Source organism: Fictibacillus nanhaiensis, assembly GCF_049537595.1.
Classification (GTDB): domain Bacteria; phylum Bacillota; class Bacilli; order Bacillales; family Fictibacillaceae; genus Fictibacillus; species Fictibacillus nanhaiensis_F.
Genome location: NZ_JBMULM010000001.1, coordinates 1923962 through 1942812, shown reverse-complemented (window position 1 = coordinate 1942812; position 18851 = coordinate 1923962). Strand labels below are relative to the sequence as shown.

General features: G+C 39.6%; 21 protein-coding genes. 20 read left to right on the top strand and 1 reads right to left on the bottom strand.

From position 1 onward, the window contains the following. The first annotated feature begins 92 nt into the window (after nt 1-92). The 6 genes from fapR (at nt 93) to rnc (ending at nt 4567) form a co-directional block, all read left to right on the top strand. Complete coding sequence (gene fapR, locus ACOZ9X_RS09775) at nt 93-665, top strand: transcription factor FapR (RefSeq protein WP_423417985.1); 573 nt, start codon at nt 93-95, stop codon at nt 663-665. Between the two features lie 6 nt (nt 666-671). Next, the gene (plsX, locus tag ACOZ9X_RS09770; protein WP_423417984.1) at nt 672-1670 is read left to right on the top strand and encodes a phosphate acyltransferase PlsX; all 999 of its coding nucleotides are present in this window, start codon (nt 672-674) and stop codon (nt 1668-1670) included. Nucleotides 1671-1672: 2 nt separating this feature from the next. After that, nucleotides 1673-2623, top strand: coding sequence for an ACP S-malonyltransferase (gene fabD, locus ACOZ9X_RS09765; protein ID WP_423417983.1), 951 nt, complete (start codon nt 1673-1675; stop codon nt 2621-2623). After that, nucleotides 2616-3356 carry a 3-oxoacyl-[acyl-carrier-protein] reductase gene (gene fabG, locus ACOZ9X_RS09760; protein ID WP_144700825.1) on the top strand — a complete coding sequence of 247 codons (741 nt, stop codon included), beginning with the start codon at nt 2616-2618 and terminating at the stop codon, nt 3354-3356. Before fabD ends, fabG begins: the two co-directional genes overlap by 8 nt. 83 nt (nt 3357-3439) lie before the next feature. Next, complete coding sequence (gene acpP, locus ACOZ9X_RS09755; protein ID WP_066240701.1) at nt 3440-3673, top strand: acyl carrier protein; 234 nt, start codon at nt 3440-3442, stop codon at nt 3671-3673. A gap of 183 nt (nt 3674-3856) precedes the next feature. Continuing rightward, nucleotides 3857-4567, top strand: coding sequence for a ribonuclease III (rnc, locus tag ACOZ9X_RS09750; RefSeq protein WP_423418262.1), 711 nt, complete (start codon nt 3857-3859; stop codon nt 4565-4567). Between the two features lie 49 nt (nt 4568-4616). On the opposite strand, the gene ACOZ9X_RS09745 is transcribed toward rnc, so the two are convergent. Then, on the bottom strand, nt 4617-4841 hold the full coding sequence (locus tag ACOZ9X_RS09745; RefSeq protein WP_205726084.1) for a DUF1128 domain-containing protein: 225 nt from the start codon (nt 4839-4841) through the stop codon (nt 4617-4619). 226 nt (nt 4842-5067) lie between these two features. Between ACOZ9X_RS09745 and smc the strand changes: the two genes are divergently transcribed. The 14 genes from smc (at nt 5068) to ACOZ9X_RS09675 (ending at nt 18838) form a co-directional block, all read left to right on the top strand. After that, entirely contained in the window at nt 5068-8634 is a 3567-nt protein-coding gene (smc, locus tag ACOZ9X_RS09740) for a chromosome segregation protein SMC (RefSeq protein ID WP_423418261.1), read from the top strand. 14 nt (nt 8635-8648) lie between these two features. Further along, entirely contained in the window at nt 8649-9638 is a 990-nt protein-coding gene (ftsY, locus tag ACOZ9X_RS09735) for a signal recognition particle-docking protein FtsY (RefSeq protein WP_423417982.1), read from the top strand. Nucleotides 9639-10089: 451 nt separating this feature from the next. Then, a complete protein-coding gene (locus ACOZ9X_RS09730; protein WP_066393591.1) occupies nt 10090-10413 on the top strand; it encodes a putative DNA-binding protein in 324 nt (107 codons plus the stop codon). A 15-nt stretch (nt 10414-10428) separates the two neighbouring features. Continuing rightward, nucleotides 10429-11775, top strand: coding sequence for a signal recognition particle protein (ffh, locus tag ACOZ9X_RS09725; RefSeq protein WP_197220772.1), 1347 nt, complete (start codon nt 10429-10431; stop codon nt 11773-11775). A gap of 82 nt (nt 11776-11857) precedes the next feature. Further along, a complete protein-coding gene (rpsP, locus tag ACOZ9X_RS09720) occupies nt 11858-12130 on the top strand; it encodes a 30S ribosomal protein S16 (protein WP_066393596.1) in 273 nt (90 codons plus the stop codon). A gap of 21 nt (nt 12131-12151) precedes the next feature. Next, nucleotides 12152-12379, top strand: coding sequence for a KH domain-containing protein (locus tag ACOZ9X_RS09715; RefSeq protein ID WP_066393598.1), 228 nt, complete (start codon nt 12152-12154; stop codon nt 12377-12379). Between the two features lie 408 nt (nt 12380-12787). Beyond that, nucleotides 12788-13303 carry a ribosome maturation factor RimM gene (gene rimM, locus ACOZ9X_RS09710; RefSeq protein ID WP_423417981.1) on the top strand — a complete coding sequence of 172 codons (516 nt, stop codon included), beginning with the start codon at nt 12788-12790 and terminating at the stop codon, nt 13301-13303. After that, nucleotides 13303-14043, top strand: coding sequence for a tRNA (guanosine(37)-N1)-methyltransferase TrmD (gene trmD, locus ACOZ9X_RS09705; protein ID WP_423417980.1), 741 nt, complete (start codon nt 13303-13305; stop codon nt 14041-14043). Before rimM ends, trmD begins: the two co-directional genes overlap by 1 nt. Nucleotides 14044-14158: 115 nt before the next feature. Continuing rightward, entirely contained in the window at nt 14159-14500 is a 342-nt protein-coding gene (gene rplS, locus ACOZ9X_RS09700) for a 50S ribosomal protein L19 (protein ID WP_066393605.1), read from the top strand. 84 nt (nt 14501-14584) lie between these two features. Continuing rightward, nucleotides 14585-15136, top strand: coding sequence for a signal peptidase I (gene lepB / locus ACOZ9X_RS09695; RefSeq protein WP_423417979.1), 552 nt, complete (start codon nt 14585-14587; stop codon nt 15134-15136). A gap of 12 nt (nt 15137-15148) precedes the next feature. After that, complete coding sequence (ylqF, locus tag ACOZ9X_RS09690) at nt 15149-16012, top strand: ribosome biogenesis GTPase YlqF (RefSeq protein WP_153238555.1); 864 nt, start codon at nt 15149-15151, stop codon at nt 16010-16012. A 312-nt stretch (nt 16013-16324) separates the two neighbouring features. Next, nucleotides 16325-17110, top strand: coding sequence for a ribonuclease HII (locus tag ACOZ9X_RS09685; protein WP_423417978.1), 786 nt, complete (start codon nt 16325-16327; stop codon nt 17108-17110). Next, entirely contained in the window at nt 17103-18566 is a 1464-nt protein-coding gene (locus ACOZ9X_RS09680; protein ID WP_423417977.1) for a hypothetical protein, read from the top strand. Before ACOZ9X_RS09685 ends, ACOZ9X_RS09680 begins: the two co-directional genes overlap by 8 nt. Next, nucleotides 18563-18838 carry an EscU/YscU/HrcU family type III secretion system export apparatus switch protein gene (locus ACOZ9X_RS09675; protein WP_423417976.1) on the top strand — a complete coding sequence of 92 codons (276 nt, stop codon included), beginning with the start codon at nt 18563-18565 and terminating at the stop codon, nt 18836-18838. Before ACOZ9X_RS09680 ends, ACOZ9X_RS09675 begins: the two co-directional genes overlap by 4 nt. The last annotated feature ends 13 nt before the right edge of the window (nt 18839-18851 follow it).

Sequence of the window (18851 nt, the reverse complement as noted above, 5' to 3'; positions counted from 1 at the left end):
CTGTAATGGCGTTACCTGCTTTTCTACGCACTGCATCTTTACTCACTATCTTTCTCATATATGAGACCTTTGTATGGAAGAAGGAAGAAACTATGAAAAAATCAAAAAAAGAGAGACAAGAGCTGTTAAAGGAAACGATAAAATTAACCCCTTTTATAACAGATGAAGAATTGGCAGAAAAGTTTAGTGTCAGCGTTCAGACGATTAGACTTGACCGTTTGGAACTTTCCATTCCAGAGCTTAGAGAAAGAATAAAGTCTGTGGCAGAAACTAAACTGGATGATGTAAAAGCACTGCCGATTGAAGAGGTCATCGGAGAAATCATTGACTTACAGTTAGATGAATCCGCTATTTCTATATTAGACATAAAAGAAGAACATGTATTTTCTCGTAATAAGATTGCAAGGGGCCATCACGTTTTTGCTCAGGCGAACTCGTTGGCAGTAGCGATCATAAATGATGAATTGGCATTAACCGCCAAAGCAAACATTCGGTTTTCTCGACCTGTTCGGGTAGGAGAGAGAGTGGTCGCAAAAGCGAAGGTAAAAGAGACAACTCAAGAAAGAACCATTGTAGAAGTTACTAGTTATGTAGAGAATGAGCCTGTTTTCAAAGGTGAATTTACCATGTATAGATCTGCACAAGATACAAAGGAAGGAAGTTAAATCAGCATGAATATCGCAATAGATGCAATGGGTGGCGACAATGCACCAGCAGAAATCGTTAAAGGTGCAATGCTAGCGAAAGAACAATATCCAGAGCTTTCGATTACGTTAGTTGGAGATCAAGATCAAATCGTAAAACATCTACCTGAAAAGCACGCGTTTACGATCATCCATACCGATGAAGTGATCGAAACATCAGAGGAGCCAGTTCGAGCAGTCCGTCGAAAAAAGAATGCTTCGATGGTAGTAGCAGCAAACGAAGTGAAATCAGGTAAAGCTGATGCCTATATTTCTGCTGGTAACACAGGGGCATTGATGGCCAGTGGGTTGTTTTATGTTGGCCGTATAAAAGGCATTGATCGTCCAGCGCTTGCTCCGACACTTCCGACTTTAAACGGTGATGGATTCTTGTTCTTAGATGTTGGTGCTAATATGGATGCGAAGCCAGAGCACCTTTTACAATATGCATTGATGGGTTCTGTGTATTGGAAAGAAGTACGAGGTGTCGAAAAACCACGCGTAGGATTATTAAACGTTGGAACAGAAAGTGAAAAAGGAAATGCTCTAACGAAAGCTGCTTTTCCACTTCTACAAGAAGCTGATATTAATTTTGTTGGGAATGTTGAAGCGAGAGATCTCCTGATGGGAGCAGCCGACGTAGTTGTGTGTGATGGATTTGCTGGAAACTTGGTTCTTAAATCGATCGAAGGAACGGCTATGAGCATGTTTTCGATGATTAAAGAACAGCTAACATCAAGTTTAACTTCAAAGCTAGCAGCTGGGGTATTAAAGCCAAAATTAAGAGGCATAAAAGATAAACTTGACTATACAGAGTATGGTGGAGCTGGTTTGTTCGGACTTGCAGCACCTGTTATTAAAGCTCATGGTTCCTCAAACGCGAATGCGATGTTGAATGCAATCAGACAAACCAAAAGTATGATAGAGAAGAACGTGGTACCAACGATTCAGAATCATGTACAATTCCAAGATAACAAGGAGGAGTAAGAATGGGGAAAATCGCTTTTCTTTTTCCAGGACAAGGCTCTCAAGCAGTAGGAATGGGTAAAGAGCTAGTATCACAGGAAGCATCAGCAAAAGCTATTTTTGACAAAGCGGATGAAAAACTTGGTATGAACCTGTCAGATATTATCTTTGAAGGACCGGAAGATGTTCTTAAAAGAACAGAAAACACACAGCCGGCATTATTAACGGCATCAACAGCGGTTCTTGAACTATTAAAAGAGCGTGGTATTCAAGCAGATTACGTAGCAGGTCATAGCCTTGGTGAATACTCTGCACTTGTTGCTGCGGGCAGCCTTTCTTTTGAAGACGCGGTTTATGCGGTTAGAAATAGAGGATTGCTCATGGAAGAAGCTGTGCCTGCGGGAGTAGGGACAATGGCAGCTGTGATCGGGTTCGATCAAGAACGATTAGAAACAATTACGAAGGAAGTCTCTAACGGTGAAGAGAGTGTTCAGATCGCTAACCTTAATTGTCCAGGGCAGATCGTTATTTCTGGGACTGTTGGTGGAGTTGAGAAAGCTAGTGCCCTTGCCAAAGAAGAAGGAGCCAAAGTGATTCCACTTCAGGTAAGCGGACCGTTTCATTCTTCCCTGATGAAACCTGCTGCAGATAAATTCAACGAAATATTAGATCAAATCGTGATAAATGAAGCAAAAACACCTGTAATTGCTAATGTAACGGCGAAAGCTATTATCAATCGTGATGATATTAAAGAAAAGTTGATCGAACAACTGTACTCACCAGTTCGTTGGGAAGAAACGGTTCGTGAGTTAATGGATCTAGGTGTTGATACGTTTGTTGAGATCGGACCGGGGAAAGTTCTCTCAGGGTTAGTTAAAAAGGTGAATCGAAGAGCTAACGTAATAGCTGTAAGTGATTTAGAGACGATTAACATGGCAGTTGAGAAACTAAAAGGAGAGTCTGTGGATGCTTAATGAAAAATCAGTTTTAGTAACAGGTGCCTCTCGAGGAATCGGACGAGCGATCGCTTTGTATTTTGCTAAAAATGGCGCTAAAGTAGCAGTGAATTACTCTGGAAGTGAAGAGAAGGCAAATGAAGTCGTAAAGGAAATAAAAGAAAACGGTGGAACTGCTTTTGCGATCAAAGCGGATATCTCTTCATCAGAAGATGTTACGAACATGGTCAAAACAGTAGTTGATGAGTTTGGAAGTCTCGACGTTCTCGTTAATAACGCAGGAATCACGAGAGATAACCTTTTGATGAGAATGAAAGAAGAAGACTGGGATGCAGTAATCAACACGAATCTTAAAGGAGTCTTCCTGACTACAAAGGCTGTAACAAGACAGATGATGAAACAAAGAAAAGGCCGCATTATTAATATTGCCTCTATTGTTGGTGTATCTGGAAACGCAGGACAAGCAAATTATGTAGCTGCAAAAGCAGGTGTGATCGGCTTAACGAAAACAGCTGCAAAAGAACTCTCTTCAAGAGGAATCACGGTTAATGCCATCGCACCAGGTTTTATCGAAACAGATATGACTGGTAAACTAGAAGAAGGCATTAAATCGGAAATGCTTAGAAGCATTCCGCTCGCTCGTTTTGGGCAGCCTGATGATATCGCATCAGCGGCTGCATTCTTAGCGAGTGATGCTAGTTCTTATATCACGGGCCAAACACTTCATGTTGACGGCGGAATGGTGATGTAAGAAAAGAACCTTCAATGACTACAAATCCCTCTAGTTTTTTAATGGGAAAAAGAATATACTATTGAAAGGAGGTGACACACAAAATGGCAGATGTTTTAGATAGAGTTTCAAAGATTGTTGTGGACCGTTTAGGTGTTGATGCATCTGAGGTTAAGCCTGAAGCTTCCTTTAAAGAAGATCTTGGTGCTGACTCTCTAGATGTAGTTGAACTAGTAATGGAACTTGAAGACGAGTTCGAACTAGAAATTTCTGATGAAGATGCTGAGAAAATTGCAACTGTTGGTGACGTTGTAAATTACATAAACAGCAAACAATAAGTGTAAGACGGATAAAGTCCCGTGCGAACAGCGGGGCTTTCTTCCCTTTTTAACAGGAAAAAAATCAATAGCAAAATAGCCCTTTTACGAGATTTTTGGAGGAAGTTTATGAAAGGTTCAAAACAACATTCAACTCAAAAGAAAACGGTGAAAAATCGGTTTAAATCTGCTTCCAAAAAGGGCATGGATGACAAGGTGCGCATTCAAAAAGTAGCCCCGATACAAGAGCGTTTAAACATTAAGTTTGAAAATGAAAAATTGTTAGCTCAAGCATTTACGCATTCATCATATGTGAATGAGCATCGAGGAAGAACGTTTGAGGATAATGAAAGACTTGAATTTCTAGGTGATGCCGTTCTTGAATTGACCATCTCTCAATATTTATACAGCAAGTTTACAAATATGAGTGAAGGTGAGCTTACGAAACTTAGAGCAGCAATCGTATGCGAGCCGTCGTTAGTTCTCTTTGCAAACGACCTTCATTTTGGTGAGTTTGTTTTATTGGGAAAAGGTGAAGAAAATACTGGAGGAAGATCAAGACCAGCCCTTTTAGCAGATGTTTTTGAAGCATTTATTGGAGCGCTTTATCTCGATCAAGGACTCGAAAAAGTTAAAGAGTTTTTAAATCAGTATGTGGTGCCACGAATAAATGAGGGTGCTTTTTCTCATGTGATGGATTTTAAAAGTCAGTTACAAGAATATGTACAGCGTGAAGGATTAGGTCATATCGACTATCGAATCATTCAAGAAAAAGGACCTGCACACAATCGAGAGTTTGTGTCAGAGGTAAGACTGAATGAAGCGAGTTTCGGAATCGGGTATGGCAGATCCAAGAAAGAAGCTGAACAACATGCGGCACAAGAAGCGATAGAGAGAGTTTCTAAAAAGAGCTAAAAAAAAACCCCCTTAACATTAGGCGATTAGCCGTGTGAGGGGGTTTCTATTACTTTGTTTTAAGAGATGCAAGTTCTTCAACGATGCCTTCCATGTCTCGAATGCTGAATGATGGCATCTTCATGACCATATCGTAAAGCTCTTTAATGTCATCGTACTTTGACAGTTCATAGTCTTCGGGTTGAATAAGTCCGCTGTTAACAAGCTGAAGTTTCTTTTTTAATCCTTCGATCATAAATGATAAGTTCTCGTGATTTTGAGTCGTTAAGTCCATGGTGGGCTCCTTTTTATCCACATATCTTTATGTGAGATTTTACTTACAACATATTTTAAGTTCAAACACATTTCATTTTAGCACACTGTAATCTTTGTGACTATGTGTGAGTGAATCTATGATAAAATATAAAGGTTAAAGAATAAAATACATAAGAAATTCAAATAGAGCGCCCGAAATTACAAAACGGGAAAGCATAATGTGAGAAATAAAGGGGGATTTAATGATGTTCCTCAAACGAATTGATGTAGCAGGATTTAAATCATTTGCAGAGCGGATACAAGTTGAATTTGTACAAGGGGTCACAGCGGTTGTTGGCCCGAATGGAAGCGGTAAAAGTAACATTTCAGATGCTGTACGCTGGGTGCTAGGCGAACAGTCAGCGAAGTCTTTGCGAGGCTCTAAGATGGAAGATATTATCTTCGCTGGCAGTGATAATCGAAAACCATTAAATGTGGCAGAGGTTACACTTACTTTAGATAACGAAGATCAGCATCTGCCGCTTGATTATAATGAAATATCGATCACACGAAGAGTGTATCGTTCAGGAGACAGTGAATACTTGATCAATAAACAACAGTGTCGTTTAAAAGATATTGTAGAGCTGTTTATGGATTCAGGACTTGGGCGAGAAGCTTTCTCTATCATTGGACAAGGCCGGGTAGAAGAAATATTAAGCAGCAAATCGGATGAACGCAGAAAGATCTTTGAAGAAGCTGCCGGTGTATTAAAGTACAAGACCCGAAAGCAAAAAGCAGAGGCTAAGCTCACTGAGACGCAAGAAAATTTAAATCGAGTAGAAGATATTCTTCATGAATTAGAAGGTCAAGTCGAGCCTCTTAAAATACAAGCTTCTATCGCAAGGGACTTCCTTGAGAAAAAAGAAGAGCTCGAGGTCGTTGAAACGGCTGTTCTCGTTCAAGAGATCGAAGACTTGCACGTTCGATGGGAAAAACAAAAAGAACTTGTTGCAGAGCTACAGAAACAAGAATCGGTCCTATCGCTAAAAGTGAAACAAGGTGAGACTAAGATCGAAAGAGCAAGACTTGATATGCAAGCGATGGATGAATCGATCGATGAGCTGCAAAGTGCTCTTCTTCTAGCTAGTGAAACACTAGAAAAACTAGAAGGTAAGAAAGAAGTCTTAAAAGAACGTAAAAAGAATTACGATCAAAATAAAACGTCGCTTCTAGAACAAATTCAGCTCTACAAGGCAAAAAAAGAAGAGTTGGGAAAACAGCTTAGTGCTGAGAAAGATTCATTACGAGACAAAGAAAAACAATCAAAAACGATAAAAAAGCAAGTGAAAGACGAAGAAGGACGATTGTCTGTTCTCGAGATGGACGTTGAAGCAGAGCTAGAGAAATTAAAAAGTGATTATTTCGAGCGCTTGAACGAACAAACAACGATTAAGAATGAGATGCGTTACTTAGAGGATCAGGCTAGACAGCAGAGCTCCAAAAGTACTCGTTTAGACGAAGAGAATACAAAATTCCTGAAACAAAGAGAGGCATTATCAGAAACAAAAAAGAACGCTGAAGCTTCCTATCATGCAGCTGAAACGCAATTAAAAACAAAGCAAGAAGAATATCAAGTTTTAAAATCAGAGATCTCAATCGACGATCAGGAAACGAGAACACTTCAAGATAAATTGTATCAAGCTTATCAGTTTATTCAGCAGTTCAATTCTAAAAAAGAGATGCTAGAGTCGATGCAAGACGAATACGCAGGTTTCATGCAGGGCGTTAAAGAGGTTTTGAAAGCGAAAGAAACAAAGCTCACTGGTATTGAAGGAGCGGTAGCGGAACTTTTATCAGTACCGTCTGAGGTGGAAACGGCAATTGAAACGGCTCTAGGCGCTTCTATGCAGCATATTGTTGTAGATCATGAACAAAACGCTATGAAAGCTATTCAATTTTTAAAACAGACAAGAGCAGGAAGAGCAACCTTTCTACCATTGAATGTAACTAAACCGCGTCAGATCTCTAATGCAGATGCTCACCAGGCGAGCTCTATCGATGCTTTTGTTGGTGTTGCTTCAAATCTTGTTACGTTTAATCCTAAGTATCAAAACATTGTAGGCAATCTTTTAGGAAATATTATCATCGCTAAAGATTTAGCGGGTGCAAACAAGATTGCTAAGCAAGTGAACTATCGTTACCGAATCGTTACTCTTGAAGGAGATGTCGTGTCTCCAGGAGGTTCGATGTCTGGAGGAAGTCTGAAACAAAAAAGCAACTCTCTATTGAGTAGACAAAGAGAGATTGATTCTCTTGCAGACAAAGTGGCAACAATGGAGAAGCAAACACGTCAACTAGAGGCAAAAGTTAGTGAATTACGATCAAAACTAACGAAGAAGAAAGAAAGACTAGAGTCTCTACAATCGGAAGGAGAGCTTTTAAGAGAACAAGAACAAGAGCTGAGATCTTCTTTACGAGAAGTTGAAATGGAAGAGAAGAGTTTAAACGATAGACTTCAGCTGTATGATCGCGAAAAGAATTCCTATGAATCAGAGCGTTCTGCTGCAGATACACGTCTTTCAGCTCTACAGAAAAAACTCGATCTTGCCATGAAATCTGGGAAAGAGCTTGAAAAAACGATTGCTGACCTTACTGAAAAGAAGAAGAACAATCAGAGTTCAAAAGAAGAACTTAGAGAAGCGGTAACACTTTTGAAGATCAAGTCTGCCGAACTCGAACAGCAGGTCGCCAATCAGCGAGAAAAATGCTTAAGAATTCAAGAAGATTTTTACGAAGTGGAAGCTAAGAGCAAAGAAACAGAAGAAGATTATTGGCTTCTTGAAGAAGAGATGAACTCAAGCTCTTCTGGTGAGGATTCTCTTGATGAACAGATACAACAGAGAAGACATGAAAAGAATAATGCATTGAAATTAATTGCAGAACGAAGAAAAGAAAGAACAGATTCTTTCCGATCGATTGAAAGTATGGAGATCGGATTAAAAGAGGCAAAAAGGCAATATAAACAACTTCATGACGGCCTTCGAACAGAAGAGGTTAGTATCAATCGCCTCGATGTTGAACTAGAATCAAGGCTTACGCACCTTAGAGAAGAATATGAACTTTCATACGAAGGTGCGAAGTTGAAACATCGATTAGAGATACCGCTTCAAGACGCAAAACGAAAAGTAAAGCTGATCAAAATGGCGATCGAAGAGCTCGGAGCTGTAAATATTGGGGCGATCGAAGAATACGACAGAGTGAGCCAGCGCTTTGGTTTTCTTACAGATCAAAGAAACGACTTAACAGAAGCTAAAGATACTCTTTATGGCGTGATTTCTGAAATGGACGAAGAGATGAAGAACCGGTTTGAAGAGACTTTTACTTCTATTCGCTCACACTTCGGTGTTATTTTTAAAGAGTTATTTGGTGGTGGTCGAGCTGACCTTGTTTTAACGCAGCCCGATGACATGCTTTTAACCGGTGTGGATATCATGGCGCAGCCACCAGGCAAGAAGCTGCAGCAACTAGGCCTGTTATCTGGTGGAGAACGAGCTTTAACTGCTATCGCCTTATTATTTGCAATCCTGAAGGTTAGACCTGTTCCATTCTGTATTTTAGACGAAGTTGAAGCAGCACTTGATGACGCGAACGTAAACCGATTTGCTAAATTTTTACGAGCGTTCAGCAAAGAGACTCAATTTATCGTTGTAACGCACCGTAAAGGGACGATGGAAGAAGCGGATGTGCTATATGGAGTCACCATGCAGGAATCTGGTGTCTCGAAACTTGTTTCCGTGAGGCTTGAAGAAACAAAAGAACTTGTAACATCATAGGGAGGAAATTGATAGTGAGTTTTTTGAAACGATTAAAAGAAAAATTTTCAACACCGCAATCTGAGGAATCATCGGAAAAGTTTAAAAGTGGACTAGAGAAGACGAGGAACTCTTTTTCATTTAAAGTAAACGATCTTCTAAAGCGTTTTAGGAAAGTAGATGAAGAATTCTTTGAAGAGTTAGAAGAGATCTTGATCGGGGCAGATGTTGGGGTTCATACCGTACTTGATATTATTGATCAACTGAAAGATGTTGCACGTACAAAGAACATTCAAGATCCAATGGAGCTTCGATCAGCGATCACTGAAAAATTAGCTGAGATGCTTCAAAAAGAAGGAAGGGATAATAAGCTGAACATACAGACTGATGGAATGACCGTTATTCTGTTCGTTGGTGTGAATGGAGTTGGAAAAACAACAACGATTGGAAAACTGGCTCATCAGTTAAAAAATGAAGGTAAGAAAGTAATATTGGCTGCCGGAGATACTTTCCGAGCTGGTGCGATCGATCAGCTTGAAGTGTGGGGAGAGCGTGCTGGAGTTGATGTGATCAAGCATCATGAAGGAGCGGATCCTGCAGCTGTTATTTACGACAGCATCCAAGCTGCTAAATCTCGTAAGGCTGATGTATTGCTTTGTGATACAGCTGGAAGACTTCAGAACAAAGTAAATCTGATGAACGAGCTTTCAAAAGTGAAACGTGTCATCGAACGTGAGATTCCTGGTGCTCCTCATGAAGTTTTGCTTGTTGTTGATGCTACAACAGGTCAGAATGCAATGAATCAGGCAAAAACATTCGGTCAATCAACAGATGTAACTGGCTTAGTTTTAACTAAACTTGATGGAACGGCAAAAGGCGGGATTGTTTTAGCGATCCGTCACGAACTAGATATCCCAGTTAAGTTTGTAGGGCTCGGTGAGAAAATTGATGATCTGCAGGAGTTTGATGCTGATCAGTTTGTATATGGTTTATTTGCAGGAACGGAAGAAGAAGGCGCAGAGTAAAACTGTATTCTTTTATTAAAGCCATTTAACTCTCTTTACTTGGGGGCTAGATGGCTTTTTTTGTTTTAGGAGGGGTATTGCAACATTGAAGATTGTCGAAAATTGCAAACTCGCGGATAGATGTTCAAAATTTTTGGATTTGAGTCAAAAACTCCAGGATAAATAACCGAAATTTTTGGATTGGAGCCTCTTTTATGTGGATTAATCCTTAATAATACGGCTGAAATACCCTGTAAGGTATCGCTTTTCATTGTCTTTTACGGACCCAGGAGACTCGCTGACTCACTAATTCACCGAATCGGTTTAGAACACACTTTCAACAAGAAATGAACATCATATTTCCAAGCACCCTTTTACCAACTAATGTGTTAAGAAAAAAACTTGACATCTAAAACCATGGGTTGTATAGTATTCACGTAAAGGCATTTCACTTAACAAGGGTTGTGGAAAAATGCTAGATAAGACAATGAGAATTAATTATCTATTTGATTTTTACCAAGCATTATTGACCCCTAAACAGAAGAATTATATGGGTTTGTACTATTTGGACGATTATTCTCTCGGTGAAATTGCTGAACAATATAATGTCAGCCGTCAGGCCGTTTATGATAATATTAAACGGACAGAGGCGATGCTGGAAGAATATGAAGAAAAGTTAGGGCTTTTTGCAAAGTTTCAGGAACGTGACCAGTTGCTGTCATCTTTAAGAGAGCTTCTGAATTCTGAACCTGATAACGTAATTGCAATTATCGATCGCCTTGAAAATATGGAATAGGAGGCGTTCAGTGAGATGGCATTTGAAGGTTTAGCCGACCGTCTTCAGAATACTTTACAAAAAATTCGTGGAAAAGGGAAAGTAAATGAAGCGGATGTAAAGGAAATGATGAGGGAAGTACGCCTTGCGCTTCTTGAGGCGGACGTTAACTTTAAAGTAGTTAAAGATTTTGTGAAAAAAGTATCTGAACGTGCTGTTGGCCAGGAAGTATTAAAGAGTCTGACACCAGGACAGCAGGTAGTAAAAGTTGTTAACGATGAACTGACAACCCTCATGGGTGGGGAACAAAGCAAGATTGCCGTTTCCAACCGACCGCCAACCGTAATTATGATGGTAGGTCTACAAGGTGCTGGTAAAACAACAACAACAGGAAAGCTTGCAAATCATTTACGCAAAAAACAAAATCGCAAACCGTTACTGGCTGCAGCTGACATCTACCGTCCTGCTGCGATCAAGCAATTAGAAACTGTAGGGAAACAGTTAGACCTTCCTGTATTTCAGATGGGTGATCAAGTAAGTCCTGTCAAAATTGCTGAGTCGGCCATCGCAAAAGCAAAAGAAGACCATCACGATTATGTCATTATTGATACAGCTGGGCGTTTACACATTGATGAAACGCTGATGGATGAGTTGAAACAGGTTAAAGAAATTTCGAAACCTGATGAAATCTTCTTAGTTGTCGATGCAATGACTGGTCAAGATGCTGTGAATGTTGCCGAGAGCTTTAACGAAGCGTTAGGAATCACTGGTGTTGTATTAACCAAACTAGATGGAGATACACGCGGTGGGGCCGCACTTTCAATTAAAGCCGTTACCGGACTTCCTATCAAATTTGTAGGTCTAGGTGAAAAGATGGATGCTTTAGAGCCGTTCCATCCCGATCGTATGGCTTCTAGAATTTTAGGAATGGGTGACATGCTTACTCTTATCGAAAAGGCACAAACCACAGTAGATGAAGAGAAAGCACGAGATCTTCAGAAGAAGATGCGTGATATGTCGTTCACGTTCGATGATTTTCTTGATCAGATGGGACAAGTGAGAAATCTTGGACCCCTTGATGAAATACTAGGCATGCTCCCAGGTGCGAACAAGATGAAAGGACTGAAAAACGTTCAGATCGATGAAAAGCAGATCGGTCACGTTGAAGCCATCATCCGTTCGATGACTCTTCATGAAAGAGAACAGCCTGAGATTATCAATGCCAGCCGTAAACGCCGCATCGCTAAAGGAAGCGGGCGAACGGTGCAAGAAGTGAATCGCCTCATCAAACAATTCGAAGACATGAAGAAAATGATGAAACAAATGTCTGGAATGATGAATGGCAAAAAGAAAAAAGGTGGATTCAAATTCCCTTTTATGTAAACTGAATTTTCAGGTTTACAAACCTGTCAATTTATACTATTATATTATTTTGTGTGAACTATTTTCGGAGGTGCAAGTTATAATGGCAGTAAAAATTCGTTTAAAGCGTATGGGTGCTAAGAAAGCTCCTTTTTATCGTGTAGTAGTAGCAGATTCTCGTTCTCCTCGTGATGGACGTTTCATCGAAGAGATCGGAACTTATAACCCAGTTGCTAACCCAGCTGAAGTTAAGATCAACGAAGAAAAAGCTCTTGAGTGGATGACTAACGGTGCGAAACCATCTGACACTGTTCGTAACCTATTCTCAAAAGCTGGTCTTATGGAGAAATTCCATAACGCGAAAAACCAAAAATAATTTTGACGAAGGGGAACAGATATGACAGAGTTGATCGAATCAATTGTGAAAGCTCTAGTTGATCACCCAGATGAAGTTAGCGTCAAAGAGGTTCAAGAAGGACACCGACTTGTTTATCAACTAACTGTTAACCAGACGGATATGGGAAAAGTTATCGGTAAACAAGGAAGAGTGGCTAAAGCGATTCGTACTGTTGTGAATGCAGCAGGTACGAATCAAAATAAAAGGATTTCAATCGAAATCGTCTAAAAAGGATGAGGGAAACCTCTTCCTTTTTTCTTTATTAAAATACTTAAATAACTTTAGATATTCAAGAAATTATGTTCAACAAAGTTTCGTAACGATTTATTAAAAGGCTGTTTTCTAAAGGACTGTTGCTTTTAAGTCTTTTTTATTGTCTTCTTTGAATAGGTGATTGGAGTGGAAGGTGCGAGACTCCTGCGGGACAGGCGGGCAGGTGAGACACTTAAGAGTAATACGTACGAATGTGGCTCACCGCCTGCCCCGCGGAAAGCGAGCACCTGGAACGGAAATCAACTACTTTCAAGGGCAACAAAGTTTGCGGAAATGGCCTATTATAAAGTATACATATCGAGTTTTATGCTAAAATTTAGATTATAAGTAACTGATTAATTTGTACGGAGGTAGTGTATCAATATGGAAAATGAATGGCTGAACGTAGGTAAGATTGTAAATACACACGGAATTAGAGGAGAAGTTAGAGTGATCTCTAGAACTGACTTTCCTGAAGAGCGCTACAAGATTGGAAACACATTATATGTAGACATGGGATCAGAACATATACCTGTAAAGATTGAAACGCATAGAAAGCATAAGCAATTTGATCTTCTAACTTTTGAAAACCTACCTAACATCAATGATGTTGAACGATTTAAAGGTAATCTTCTTAGAGTACCGAAGGATCAGTCTGTTTCATTAGACGAAGGAGAGTTTTTCTACCATGATATTATCGGCTGCTCGGTTTTCACAGTTGAAGGTGAAGAACTAGGAAAAGTTAAAGAAATATTGTCTCCTGGAGCAAACGATGTTTGGGTAGTGAAGAGAAAAGGATTCGGTTCAGATATTCTTATCCCTTATATTCCTTCTGTTGTGAAATCAGTGGATGTAAAAGATTCAAAGATTGTTATTGAGCCATTAGAAGGATTATTCTAATGAAAATAGATGTGTTAAGCCTTTTTCCGGAAATGTTTTCTGGCGTTTTTGGTCATTCTATCTTAAAAAAGGCCCAAGAGAAGGATGCACTTGAACTTCGAGTGATCGATTTTCGTGAGTTCTCAACCAACAAACATCGGAATGTTGATGATTACCCATACGGAGGAGGAGCCGGCATGGTCCTCACTCCGCAGCCTCTGTTTGACGCGGTGGAACATTTAACGAAAGAGGTAACTGGAAAACCTAGAATCATCCTTTTATGTCCTCAAGGTGAAACGTTTACTCAAGGAAAAGCAGAAGAGTTGGCAGAAGAAGAACATCTTATTTTCTTATGCGGTCATTATGAAGGTTATGATGAACGTGTTAGAAAGCACCTTGTGACAGATGAGATTTCAATAGGTGACTATGTGCTAACGGGTGGCGAACTTGGTGCTATGGTCGTCATTGACGCTGTTGGGAGACTGCTTCCTAATGTTCTTGGGAAAGAAGCATCTCACCAAGAGGATTCATTCAGCACAGGTTTGTTAGAGCATCCACAGTATACGAGACCTGCTGATTTTCGTGGTATGAAAGTGCCTGATGTGCTTATGTCAGGAAACCATAAGAATATAGAGACATGGCGCAAAAAAGAGTCTTTAAGAAGAACGTATGAACGTCGACCTGATTTGCTAGAAAAAATCAAATTAACAAAAGAAGAAGAAATTTGGCTTAATGAGATAAAAGATCATAAAACAACTTGAACACTGTTTGAGTTATATGGTATTATATTGTTTGTGGCTTATGCCCGTTTAATCCGGTGTTCCGCTGCTTCTATCATTTTAGCAAGAACATCCATGGGAAGGGAGGCAATAAACTATGCAACAGCTTATTGCAGATCTAGCGAAAGATCAATTAAAAGATTTACCAAAATTCCGTTCAGGTGACACTGTTCGTGTACACGTGAAAGTAATCGAGGGTACTCGTGAGCGTATCCAGCTTTTTGAAGGTGTAGTTATCAAGAAGCGTGGATCAGGAATTTCTGAAACGTTTACTGTTCGTAAAATTTCTTATGGTGTTGGAGTGGAGCGTGCGTTCCCATTACATTCACCGAAGATCGCGAACCTTGAAGTAGTTCGTCGTGGTAAAGTTCGTCGTGCGAAGCTATACTACCTACGTGCACTTCGCGGTAAAGCAGCTCGTATTAAAGAAATTCGCTAATAATTCTCGAAAGGAGCTTGACTTATTCAAGCTCCTTTTTCCATATTATAAGTAAGGAATTTCTAGAGATGGTGAGGATTAAGAATGGCACGTACAAAAAACGAAACGTGGGAATGGATTAAAGCATTAGCGGCAGCCTTATTATTAGCAGGGATCATCCGATTTTTTCTTTTCGCACCCGTCGTGGTCGATGGACAATCTATGATGCCAACTCTGCACAACGGAGATCGACTGATCGTTAACAAGTTTTCTTATGTGATTGGTGATCCGAAAAGATTCGATATTGTAGTCTTCCATGCTACCGAAGAAAAAGATTACATAAAAAGAGTAATCGGTCTACCTGGAGATACAGTCGAATATAAAGATGATACACTTTATGTAAATGGTAAGCAGGTAAAAGAAGAATACCTAGAAGCGTATAAAAAGAAAACAAAAGACGGAAACTTCACTTATGATTTTAAGTTACTTGAAGTAACGGGTAAGCAAAAGGTTCCTCAAGGTCAGCTATTTGTATTAGGTGACAACCGAAGAAATTCTCAAGACAGCCGAAATATTGGAACTGTGGATGACGAAACGATTTTAGGTAAAGCATCTTTCCGTTTCTGGCCGTTAAAGGATATTGGATTTGTAAAGTAGGGTGAAGATAACATGACCATTCAATGGTTTCCTGGACATATGGCCAAAGCGCGAAGGGAAATAACTGAAAAACTCAAGATGATCGATGTCGTATTTGAGTTAGTAGATGCTAGAATTCCTCTAGCCTCAAGAAATCCTATGATCGATGAAATTCTGGGTCAAAAACCTCGTATTGTGCTTTTGAACAAAGCTGATCTGGCTGATCCAAAAGTGACATCAATGTGGGAAAGTTATTTTTCAGAAAAAGGCATTCCCTCTCTTGCTATCAACTCGCAAGATGGAAAAGGGATAAAAAAAATAGAACCGCTTGCTCATGAACTAGTAAAAGAAAAGTTCGATAAGATGAGAGCAAAAGGAATCGTTAAACCTCGTGCGGTCAGAGCGCTGATTGTTGGTATTCCTAACGTTGGTAAGTCCACGATCATCAACCGTATGGCTGGTAAAAATATTGCTGTAACAGGAGATAAGCCTGGTGTAACGAAAAAGCAGCAATGGATTAAAGCAGGTAAGACATTAGAATTATTAGATACTCCAGGAATTCTGTGGCCAAAGTTTGAAGACCAATCAATCGGTTTGAAATTAGCAGTTACAGGAGCGATTAAAGAAACTCTCTTTGATTTTACTGAAGTAGTCTTATATGCGATTAAATATTTAAAAGAACACTACGAAGAGCGTCTAGTTGAACGATACAAGCTGTCTGAGATTCCAGATGACTCACTGCCCCTTTTCGAAGAGATCGGAAAGAAACGTGGATGTATGATGAGTGGCGGAGAAGTGGATCTTGAAAAGACTGCTGAGATTGTGTTAAGAGACCTTCGAGCAGAAAAGCTTGGACGCTTGTCATATGAGCGCCCAAATGACTTTGAAATTAAATAGAAGTAACTGAACAGGCGCTTACGAAGTGCCTGTTTTTAAAATTTCCGGGCCAAAAATTTTGTAGTGGATGTTTTCAAATCTTCTTTAGCCTGTCGATTGGAGCGTAAGGTCGCGAGACTCCTATGGGACGAGCGGTCAGGTGGAGACTCCTAAAGGCGCAAAGCGGCAGGAGGCTCACCGTTCGCCCCATGGAAAGCGAGCGACCTGGAGCGGAAAGCGACTACTTCCAGAGAGGATCTATGTAATACGAAAACATCTTCTAAAAAGAACGTATATAAAGCCGATAATACATACATAAAGAGCGTGATGAACATGAAACTGTCGATAAAAGAATGGGAACAAAAATTAAAATCCAGTGAAGATAATGAGATGATCCATCTACTAAACATCCTATCTGAAGATGAAAGAATAGGTGCACAAAAATTATTTCAATCTTTCTCAAAACGCTTAGAGCGAGAAGAAGCTGAAAGAACGAGATTGAAGCTTATGCATACTTACGAAGAGCAATGCCAAGCACAGGGGAAAACCTTGATCGCGGGTGTAGATGAAGTCGGCCGTGGGCCGTTAGCTGGTCCTGTTGTGGCTGCTGCGGTTATTCTACCTATAGGGTATATGTTACCTGGGGTTAATGATTCTAAAAAATTGTCTGAGAAAAAAAGAGATGCCCTTTATGAGATCATTTTGAAAGATGCGATTTCTTACAGTGTTCATTTAGTGCAACCAGATCAGATCGATGACATCAACATTTACCAAGCGTCTAAGTTGGCAATGACTGAAGCGGTGTGCTCGCTGAATGCTACTCCAGATCAGCTTTTAATTGATGCTATGGAGGTTCCGTTAGCGATCGACCAATTAAAAATAATAAAAGGTGATGAGAAAAGTATTTCTATCGCGGCTGCATCAATCGTTGCAAAGGTTACAAGAGATCGATATATGCAGAGCCTTCATGAAAAATATCCTCAATATGGATTGAATTCCAATATGGGTTATGGAACGAAGGAACATTTACTTGCACTGCAGCAGTTCGGCCCGACAGACATTCATCGTAGATCATTTAGTCCGGTAGGAGAACTTATTAAAATTACAGGAAGTGATTAACCTGTTACAACTCAACCAAGTGAATGGTAAATCGTTAATCCCTGCTAGATCAATGGATGAACCGTTACTTTTAAAGCTTAATCAATTTATATCTGCTAAGATTTTAGAAATCTTCCCTGATCAATCAGCGAAGGTCCTTTATAATGGCTCAACACTTTATGCCAAATTAGAAGCGCCTTTAATCAAAGGAGAAAACTATCTATTCGAAGTGTCTGAGAAGAACGGTGCGATCTATTTAAAAAAGATGGACTTAGATCCCATTAAGTCTACTTCAGAACAGATTTTATCGAGATGGAGCCTTCCGACATCCGATATAAACAAAAAAGCAGTTGATTTTGCGATCATAGAAAAATTACCTCTATTAAAAGAGAACATAAAAGCCGTTTCCGAGGTTTTAAAATTCACAAACGCGTTACCACTCTATGAAAAAAAAGCAGTTGTTCACCGTATGTTGGAACTTCAACTGCCTCCTAAGCAAGAAATTGTTCAAGCAGTTGCTTTCAGTCTGAAAAGCAATGCAGGATCAAGTGTTGAGTTCAAACAGCTCTATGAGGCTCTCTTGCCCTTTATTCATAAAGACAATGCTGTTTCGAAAACCGTAGAGCTATTAAAGGATCTCTTTGTATTTAAAGGTAGCGAGGCAAGTAAGCAACAGGTTCCAATTCAAGACAGAGTGAGAAGTATGGATATTAAAAACACAGCAGACATCGTTATGCCATTGAACGGAAAACTTCCAGACCCAATAAAGGTTCAGAGGGGTAAATATGATGTGGAAGAAAATCTACCAACACAATTAAGAGACGATGTGATCAAGGTTTCTAAAGAAACAAATCAGAACCCATCAGAAGAATTTATTACAGCCGCAAAAAAGTGGCTGATTAAATCTGGACTATTGCATGAAAAAAACATTTTATTAGACCCAGTACAATTAAAACAAACGGAAACGTTAAAGTCACAACTACTCTACCTGCAACAGAACGCTGACCGTTTAGAGCTGCCTGAGATCTTACAGCAAAAAACAGAACAAGCATTAAATAAACTTACTTCTCAACAGTTACAGAATATTCAAAGCAACGAGAACATGCAGCAATTTATCCTTCATATTCCATTCAATGGATCGGAAAACCCGAAAGAGATGACCGTTCGTTGGGAAAGCAAAAAGCAAGGTGCAAAAGGAATCGATCCAGATCATTGTAGGATGCTTTTTTGGTTAGAGATGAAGCATCTAAATGATGTAGCTGTAGATGTGCATATTCAAAACAGAATCGTTTCATTAAAAGTTTATAATTCGCATCCTGCTATCGAAAAATTTTCTGAACCGTTATTAAAGATGTTAAAGATTAGTATGAAGAACATGAATTATACGCTATCATCCGTTAAATTTAGTTCTCAAAACGAAAAGATAAAAAATAACGAGACTTCTATTTCATATAAAGGATTGGATCTTAGAGTATGAGTGATCATAAAAAAGAAGTTGTGGCGTTAAAGTATAGTCCGCTCGAATCTACCTCGCCGGTAGTTATTGCAAAGGGGAAAGGTGAAACAGCAGAGCGGATACTAAGGTCCGCAGAAGATCATAACATACCGATTCAGGAAGATCCTTCTTTAGTTCATTTATTATCTAAACTAGAGATCGAAGAAAGTATACCTGAAGAATTGTATGAAGTGGTCGCTGAACTGTTTGCTTTTATTTATAAATTGGATAAAGAAGCAGGGAAATCTACATAAATTTCTTTGAAAC

Coding starts and splice junctions, on each gene's coding strand:
- ACOZ9X_RS09675 (WP_423417976.1), top strand. CDS start 18,563: ATGAGTGATCATAAAAAAGAAGTTGTGGCGTTAAAGTATAGTCCGCTC.
- ACOZ9X_RS09715 (WP_066393598.1), top strand. CDS start 12,152: ATGACAGAGTTGATCGAATCAATTGTGAAAGCTCTAGTTGATCACCCA.
- trmD (WP_423417980.1), top strand. CDS start 13,303: ATGAAAATAGATGTGTTAAGCCTTTTTCCGGAAATGTTTTCTGGCGTT.
- fabD (WP_423417983.1), top strand. CDS start 1,673: ATGGGGAAAATCGCTTTTCTTTTTCCAGGACAAGGCTCTCAAGCAGTA.
- ffh (WP_197220772.1), top strand. CDS start 10,429: ATGGCATTTGAAGGTTTAGCCGACCGTCTTCAGAATACTTTACAAAAA.
- fapR (WP_423417985.1), top strand. CDS start 93: ATGAAAAAATCAAAAAAAGAGAGACAAGAGCTGTTAAAGGAAACGATA.
- ACOZ9X_RS09730 (WP_066393591.1), top strand. CDS start 10,090: ATGCTAGATAAGACAATGAGAATTAATTATCTATTTGATTTTTACCAA.
- fabG (WP_144700825.1), top strand. CDS start 2,616: ATGCTTAATGAAAAATCAGTTTTAGTAACAGGTGCCTCTCGAGGAATC.
- ACOZ9X_RS09685 (WP_423417978.1), top strand. CDS start 16,325: ATGAAACTGTCGATAAAAGAATGGGAACAAAAATTAAAATCCAGTGAA.
- ACOZ9X_RS09745 (WP_205726084.1), bottom strand. CDS start 4,841: ATGGACTTAACGACTCAAAATCACGAGAACTTATCATTTATGATCGAA.
- plsX (WP_423417984.1), top strand. CDS start 672: ATGAATATCGCAATAGATGCAATGGGTGGCGACAATGCACCAGCAGAA.
- rimM (WP_423417981.1), top strand. CDS start 12,788: ATGGAAAATGAATGGCTGAACGTAGGTAAGATTGTAAATACACACGGA.
- rnc (WP_423418262.1), top strand. CDS start 3,857: ATGGATGACAAGGTGCGCATTCAAAAAGTAGCCCCGATACAAGAGCGT.
- rpsP (WP_066393596.1), top strand. CDS start 11,858: ATGGCAGTAAAAATTCGTTTAAAGCGTATGGGTGCTAAGAAAGCTCCT.
- rplS (WP_066393605.1), top strand. CDS start 14,159: ATGCAACAGCTTATTGCAGATCTAGCGAAAGATCAATTAAAAGATTTA.
- lepB (WP_423417979.1), top strand. CDS start 14,585: ATGGCACGTACAAAAAACGAAACGTGGGAATGGATTAAAGCATTAGCG.
- acpP (WP_066240701.1), top strand. CDS start 3,440: ATGGCAGATGTTTTAGATAGAGTTTCAAAGATTGTTGTGGACCGTTTA.
- smc (WP_423418261.1), top strand. CDS start 5,068: ATGTTCCTCAAACGAATTGATGTAGCAGGATTTAAATCATTTGCAGAG.
- ylqF (WP_153238555.1), top strand. CDS start 15,149: ATGACCATTCAATGGTTTCCTGGACATATGGCCAAAGCGCGAAGGGAA.